The organism is Argonema antarcticum A004/B2, assembly GCF_023333585.1.
GTDB classification, from domain to species: Bacteria; Cyanobacteriota; Cyanobacteriia; order Cyanobacteriales; family Aerosakkonemataceae; genus Argonema; species Argonema antarcticum.
On the sequence record NZ_JAIQZN010000117.1, the window covers coordinates 1 to 7621 of the forward strand.

The 7621-nt window shown below is 45.3% G+C and carries 4 protein-coding genes; 1 reads left to right on the plus strand and 3 read right to left on the minus strand.

Annotated features, from left to right (window positions below; translation table 11 throughout):
* On the minus strand, positions 1–2633 hold a 2633-nt coding region (locus tag LAY57_RS30925; protein ID WP_249071027.1), incomplete at its 3' end, for an nSTAND1 domain-containing NTPase.
* 282 nt (positions 2634–2915) lie between these two features.
* Here LAY57_RS30925 and LAY57_RS30930 point away from each other — a divergent pair.
* Positions 2916–3320: a CU044_2847 family protein gene (locus tag LAY57_RS30930; RefSeq protein WP_249071028.1), complete on the plus strand. Its 405-nt coding sequence runs from the start codon at positions 2916–2918 to the stop codon at positions 3318–3320.
* An 83-nt stretch (positions 3321–3403) separates the two neighbouring features.
* On the opposite strand, the gene ligA is transcribed toward LAY57_RS30930, so the two are convergent.
* Together ligA and LAY57_RS30940 are read right to left on the minus strand one after the other, a co-directional pair.
* Positions 3404–5440, minus strand: coding sequence for an NAD-dependent DNA ligase LigA (gene ligA / locus LAY57_RS30935; RefSeq protein WP_249071029.1), 2037 nt, complete (start codon positions 5438–5440; stop codon positions 3404–3406).
* A gap of 228 nt (positions 5441–5668) precedes the next feature.
* The gene (locus tag LAY57_RS30940) at positions 5669–7201 is read right to left on the minus strand and encodes a serine/threonine-protein kinase (RefSeq protein ID WP_249071030.1); all 1533 of its coding nucleotides are present in this window, start codon (positions 7199–7201) and stop codon (positions 5669–5671) included.
* Positions 7202–7621: the final 420 nt, after the last annotated feature.

Genomic DNA, 7621 nt, shown 5'->3' on the forward strand with positions numbered 1-7621 from the left:
ATAGTTTGACCATCGGGGCTGAAACTGACGCTATTTACCTCACTGCTATGCCCTTGGAGGGTCGCTAATTCCTTACCGTCTCGACTCCAGAGTTTGATGGTTTTGTCAAAACTACCAGAAGCGATAGTTTGACCATCGGGGCTGAAACTGACGCTATTTACCCAACCGCTATGCCCCATTAAATACTTATGGTTTTCCACATCGCGAACTAGCTGCCCCAACCAAGGCACAACCTGCATTTTAGTATCTGCTTCTGCACCCGATTTCTGCAATATTTTCCCTGCTTTTATAGCTTCTATCAAAGCATCAAACTCTAAGCCCAAAGTTGACAACTTTTGTGAGGATAAATTCAGGACATTAGCTTGTGCATTTGCCTTTCCCTTTTCTGCTGCTGACCAATTAACCGCTGCAAAACCACCAAAACCAGTCAGCAAAGCCATCACTCCCGCCACTATCCCAATAGTGCGGCGACGGTTATTACGTTGTCGCTGAATACTTTTGGCCACAAACTCTCGCGCCACCGCCGTCAAAGAAACTGTATGATTTGACTGCCCCAAAAAATTCTCAGCTTCCGCCAGTCTTAAACCTTGTAGTAAATAATCAGCCCCTTTTCCCTTCTCTTCCCACTCTTGCGCTGCTGCTTCTATACTCCGTTTTTGTCTCAGCGTCTCGCGGTTTTCATTCAACCACTGCCGCAATTTTGGCCAATAGCGAATCAAACTTTCGTGCGCTACATCTACTACTGCTACTTGTTCTGAATTTGCACCTTTGGCAATTAAAGTACTGGTGACAATTAACTTAGCATCCGCTAATTTCTGAATTGTCTGCTGTACTGAGGCGCTTAATTGTTCGGAATTAACTAAATCGGCAATTCGCACTTGTCTGCGCGTATCTTCCGTTCCTTCTCCCAGTTGCGTCAGTTCCAAAAAAATCCGCTTTGCTGCCAACTTCTCCTCATCGGAAAAAGATTCATAAATTTCATCAGCGCGTTTTTGCAGCGTTCCCTTCAATCCACCCAATTTAGTATAAGTAGATAGCTGCAATCGATTCATTGTTCGTCGCTGCCAAAGTTCCGTTAGCGTATATTGCAATAACGGCAAACTGCCGGGAGAACCTTCTACATCCGCAAGCATTTGCGTTACTAATTCCCGTTCTACTTCCAAACCAACTTGTTTCGCAGGTTCAGTAATTGCTTGTTCTAATTCCTCCGCCGTCATCGGCGTTACCGCGATCAAATTTTCCTGGATCTTTTTAGCTAATCCCGCATATTCCTGTTCTGCACATTTGCCAAAGAAATCAGCCCGCATCGTCAGAATTATGGATAATTTGGAGAGTGGGAGAGGCGATATTTCATCTTGTTTATCCCCCTTTCTTAAGGGGTGCAATGGGGGATCTTCTCCCAACAAACACTCCAAAAATTGTTGCCGTTCCGTGTTATCCTTACAAACAGTAAAAATTTCCTCAAATTGATCTACCAGCAACACCACCCGACTGTTAGCTGCTGCAACCAAACGCTTTAACCCAACAGCACCTAACCTAATCAATTCTTCTGCTTTTTGTAACTGTGAGGCGCGTTCAATTGTCGATAATTCCGGTTCTACAAATACTGCCGCTAAACTCTTCAGTGGATGTTCACCGGGTCGGAAAATATAAATTTTCCAACGATCGCTTCCCGATAATCTCTGACCTAACTTTAATTGATGTAATAATCCTGCTCTCACAACGGAAGATTTACCGCTTCCCGATGCTCCCAATATTGCGATAAAATTACCTTCTCTTACTTTATCTAATAATTCGTCAGTTAATGCCGTTCGACCATAAAAATATTTCGGATCTTCTTCATTACAATCAAAATAAGATAAACCTTTATAAGGGCAAATCCCACCTATAACAGTCTGGGTAATTTCTTGTTGTTTACCTGTCAGGATAATCTTACCGCCAGAATTAGCAAAAATCGGTTTCTGGGTGGCAGTTTTCAAGGAAGAATTGATAAAATCTACCAGCGTGTAGTTAGTTATTACTCCCTCTTGCTGGGTGGGGTCAAGTCCTTGCAATAATGCAGAGGTGAGTACGCCATGATTTCCGCTTATCTCTTCATAAGCTACCTCAAATTCGCGGGAGGCGGCGATAAAACAGCGATCGCGTCCCTTCCCCCTATCCCCCGGATCTCCTTCCTCAAAATTGAGCAATTCCCCGCTATGACAGCAATCTAGCCAAATTATCTGCTGTTTTACCGGACTTTCCTGCAATAATCGCCTTAACCATTGCAGCGATAAGCCGTATAATCCTAAATTGGGGTTAACCTCGCTAGTAGCTAAAAATCCTTCTTGGATTCCCCCTTTAACTTTCCGCAGTCCATGTCCCGAAAAGTACAACAAAGCCGTTTCTGGGATATTGTTGCCTTCAGGATTAAATAGCTGGGTCAGCGCATCTTCTAGTTCGCCAACGGAGACTTTAGTTTTCTTCCCTACGGTAACAGTACCGTCTTTGACGGCTTCCGGTAGCCTGCGGACGCGAAAATCGCCAAAATTGGTCAGCAGTTGCGCGATCGACTCTGCATCCGCCGCTGGTGCGTTGAGCGGATTTAGGCGATCGTAACTATTAATCCCTACTACCAAAGCATCCCGGCTCATAGTTTTTTGGTATATTTTTCTTATATAGCAACCGCCAAGGCGGTTAGGACATTCCGAATTCCTGAAACCCTTGACTCTAAACCCTTCTGACCCTAGTCCCTAGCCCCTAGCCCCTAGCCCCTAGCTATAATTACAGGACTTACGCAGGTACACTAAATATGGTAGATGGTGCGTTACTAACGCACCCTACGCATAGGGGCTTTGCGTAAGTCCTTAATTAGCTATATAATAAATCAAGTAGGTACAACATACCTAAGAATTTAATTAAAAATTGCTTAAATTATGGATAAACTAACACCAATTGAGTTAGAAGACGGAACAATTATCTATATTGAAGCGACAGAAGATGTCGATACTTCTAACATCAATACCCAAGGAAACGAATCAGAAGAACGCGGACGAACTGCCAGGGGTGGTGTCACCGATCAACAAGCTAGAATGATGCAAAACTTTCAAGCGATCGAAAGCACCATTCGCACTTATACCAATCATACTTTAAGCGCTTTTAAGTCAGTAACTACAGGCAACATTACCAAAGTTACCCTTGAATTCGGCATTAAAATTGGCGGTGAAATGGGTATTCCTTATATTACCAAAGGTACAGCCGAAAGCAACCTAAAAATCAAAGTCGAGTGTGATTTTAGGAAAAGCGAAACATCTGTCAATTCCGACTCAGATGATGATTGAGAGCAAATTCCTTAGAATCCTTCATCCATCTGTGTTCATCTGTGGTTATACATTTGGAAAGGCGCAGGCTTCGCCAACGTGGTTCAATTTTCCAACATTTCCAAAAGTTCGGCTTCCGACAGTCGGGTGATTCCTAACTCTTCAGCTTTTTGTAGTTTGGAACCAGCTTCTTCACCGACAACTAAGTAATCGGTTTTGGAACTGACGGAATTTGTTACTTTCCCACCAGCCTTTTGAATTAGTTCTTTTGCTTCATCTCGCTTCAGAGTTGGCAAAGTTCCGGTAATTACAAAAGTTTTGCCGCTAACTTTCCCCCCGGTTGACGAGGGGGACGAAAGGGGGGGTTCTTGAGTAGCAAGTTGCAAACCAGCAGTTTCTAGTCGTTGAATTAAAGTTTGATTGGCGGGAACTTGGAACCACTGATACACAGACTGAGCAATTTCCGGCCCAATGCCGTAAACTCCTTCAATAGAAGCTGCCGACGCTTGAGCCAATTGTTCAACTGTGGTAAATTTTTGTGTTAAAGTTTGGGCGTTGACGCTGCCAACGTGGCGAATTCCCAAACCGTAGAGTACTCTAGACCAAGGTTGGGTTTTCGATCGATCGATCGCACTCACAAGTTTCTCAGCTAACTTCTTCCCCATCCTTTCCAAGGACATCATCTTTTCTGTCGTTAAATCGTACAAATCCGCAACAGATTGCACTACAGCTTTATCCACCATCTGCTGCACCAGTTTTTCCCCCAAACCGTTAATATCCAGCGCATCCCGACTTGCCCAGTGAACTAACGCTCCTTTTAGTATGGCTGGGCAAGAAGCATTTACGCAGCGCGTCACCGCCTCACTTTGCAACTTTACCACCGGCTGATTGCAGACGGGGCAACAAGTCGGCATTTCAAAGGGTTTTGTACCGGATGGGCGAAGTTCGGGGAGTACGCGCAGGACTTCCGGGATAATTTCGCCAGCTTTGTGGATAATTACGGTATCGCCAACGCGGATATCGAGCGATCGCACATAATCGATATTGTGCAGGGTAGCCCGCGAAACCGTCGTGAGCGCCAATTGCACCGGCGTAAGTTCTGCCAATGGCGTCAGCGCCCCCGTCCTTCCCACATTAACACTGATGGCTTCCACGCGAGTCGGCGCTTCCTCGGCGGCGTATTTCAGCGCCACTGCCCAACGGGGGAACTTTTGGGTAAAACCGAGCTGTTCCTGAAGTTGGAGGGAATTCAGCTTTACCACGACGCCATCCGTCATGTAAGGTAAATTCAGCCGTTCAGTATCCCAATATTCGTAATATTCCCGAACTTCTTGCAAAGAACGACAGAGTTTCCGATTGGGATTGACACGCAAACCAATTTGTTGTAGTTTTTCCAAAGATTCCCACTGAGTTTGGGCAATATCCGCATCATCCCTACCGGGAATATGCAGCGTGTAAGCAAAGAAATCGAGCCGTCGTTTTGCCACAATGCGAGAATCTAATTGCCGCAATGTGCCAGCTGCTGCATTGCGGGGATTGGCAAATAATTGTTCGCCAGCTTGTTCTCGTTCTCGATTGATTTGTGCAAACACATCTAAGGCTAAAAACGCTTCTCCGCGCACTTCCACGCGGGTCGGAGGATTTTCCAAGTTCAATCGCAGGGGGATGGAACGAATTGTCCGCACATTCTGGGTAATTTCTTCCCCGGTAACGCCGTCGCCTCTAGTTGCACCCCTCAGCAGTACGCCATTTTCGTAGGTTATCGCTAAAGCAGAACCGTCGATTTTCAGTTCACAGACGTATTCAAAAGAATCGATGTTCGGTTTTAGCCTGCGCCAACGCTCTTGCCAAGTTGCAAATTCATCAATATTGAAAGCATTTTCCAGGCTGTAGAGGGAAATATTGTGCTTTACCGATGAAAATTGGGTGGCAGGGCGTTCTCCCACGCGCTGAGTCGGACTATCTGGCGATATCAGATACGGATATTGAGTTTCTAGTTCTTGAAGTTCCCGGTAGAGGCGATCGTAAACTGTGTCCTCCATAATTGGATTATCGAGGACATAGTAGGCATAGCTTGCTTCCTGGAGCTTTTGCCTCAATTGCTCAATTCGCTGCTTGACTTCAGGCGTTACCTGTGACACAGAATTTATCCCCTTTCAATCGAAAAAATCATCCCCCGGACAGATGTGCTTTCCTTGGGGAGAGTGGGAAGCAACTGACCCGGAAATTGCTGCTGTCGCAGAAACGTTCATTCAGGCTAATTCCTATTATCCTACCTCGGTGCCAGGTATCGGAAAGCCAGAACCCTCATAGCTTCGTGGAAATTCCCTCTGTTGTAAATCTTAATAATTTTCCGAAAGCCTTATAGGTTACACTTTACAAGTCTCGACGCGAGAGAAGAAAGAGTTCAACCCCCACGTCCAAGGGAGACCGTTTACCTTCCGCACACTCGTTACTCCTGCACAGGGGAGATGCCCCACACGGGCATTTAGGGAGAAGTCTAGTTTAGAGTAATCCAACCAATAGTTTAGTACGGACTCATACCAGCCTACGTAATTGCCAAACTCGTTACACCTGGCAATTTCGTAATCCCACACGCCAGGTTTACCCCCGACGCTTTGCCAGATGCGCTTCTGCACTGAAAAGCCAAAGCGCCCCTTGCTGTATTTCACCCAAAGTTGATCAATAGTACGTAAATCAGTGCAAGGAAAATTATCGATATCTGGAATATCCAGCCAGCCTTTTTTTTCCCTTCCCGCCACCTTCAGCATTACCTTAAGTGTTTCCTCATCCGCCTTTTTCCAGTTTCCGGCTTTCAAGAAATCTCGCAATTTCCGATAATCTATCCCTTTATCAGAACTTAGTGTTTCCTCATCCGCCTTTTTCCAGTTTCCGGCTTTCAAGAAATCTCGCAATTTCCGATAATCTATCCCTTTATCAGAACTTAAATCATCTGCGGGGGGTGGTGGGGGCGGTACTTGAGGTTGTAGGATAAGAGAAAAATTAACAGCAGGAGGAACAGGAGAAGTTTTTGCAGGTTGAGGTTGAGAGATTGGGGCAGATTTGCCAAGTAATTTCAGCCAACTTTGCACCGACTGAGGACGTCTTTGGGGTAACAACTCCATTCCCCAAACAATTGCATCATGCAATCGATCACTCAAATTCGGTACAATCTGTTTTACTGGTTTTAAAGGCGTATTTATTAACCTAGAAGACGTCGTAGTTGGCACTTTACCCGTTACCAAATAATACAGCGTTGCGGCTAAAGCATAAACATCAGTATATTCACCCCGCGTTGCATCTGGGTCATACTGTTCGATGGGTGCAAATCCCGGCGTAACAAATTCAGTATGCCGCAGCGTGCGGTCGCCTGTAAACTCCCGCGCAATCCCAAAATCAATCAACACTGCTTCCGAATTACTAGCGCGTAAAATTATATTACTCGGTTTCACATCTCGATGCAGCAAACCTTCCTGATGTATCGCCGTCAAAGCATTACCAATTTGCTGAATATATCGCACCGCTTCTGCTTCCGGTATTGCACCTCCCTTTTCCACCAATTTTTCTAAAGTTGTTCCCTCAATATATTCCATCAAAATGCAGCAGAGGGAAATGCTAGAAAATAAATTATTTTTCCGAATCGTTTCTTGCAGTAACTTATAAATTTTAACGATATGAGGATGATTTTTAAATTGCGCCAACCGCAGCGCCTCATTCATAAAATCCTCATGCAGTTTAGCAAAATTCGGTTCCGCAATTGCGTTATCGTTGAGAGTTTTCAGCGCGAATTGTCGCCCATTTTCATCCCTGACGCGATAGGTGATGCCAAAACCCCCTTGTCCCAGCACTCCCCGGATGGTATACTTACCATCTTTTAATGTATCCCCTCTGTTCCAAGCCATTGCGCGTAAGGTCGAGACTGCCTAGTTTAATTATGGCATAAACTCAGAAACCCGGTTTCTTGGAGAAACCGGGTTTCTGGCGCGTACCCCGAAGTTAGAAACCCGGTTTTTTGGAAAAACCGGGTTTCTGTAACTCTTATCCAATCACAAAGCTTCAAATTCTTCAGGACTTAACCCTGCTTGCCGCAAAATACTCCTAACAGTGCCAACAGTTACTTCAGAAACCGGGTTTCTGGCGCGTACCCCGATGTTAGAAACCCGGTTTTTCCAAAAAACCGGGTTTCTGTAACTCTTATCCAATCACAAAGCTTCAAATTCTTCAGGACTTAACCCTGCTTGCCGTAAAATACTCCTAACAGTGCCAACAGTTACTTCAGAAACCGGGTTTCTGGCGCGTACCCCGATGTTAGAAACCCGGTT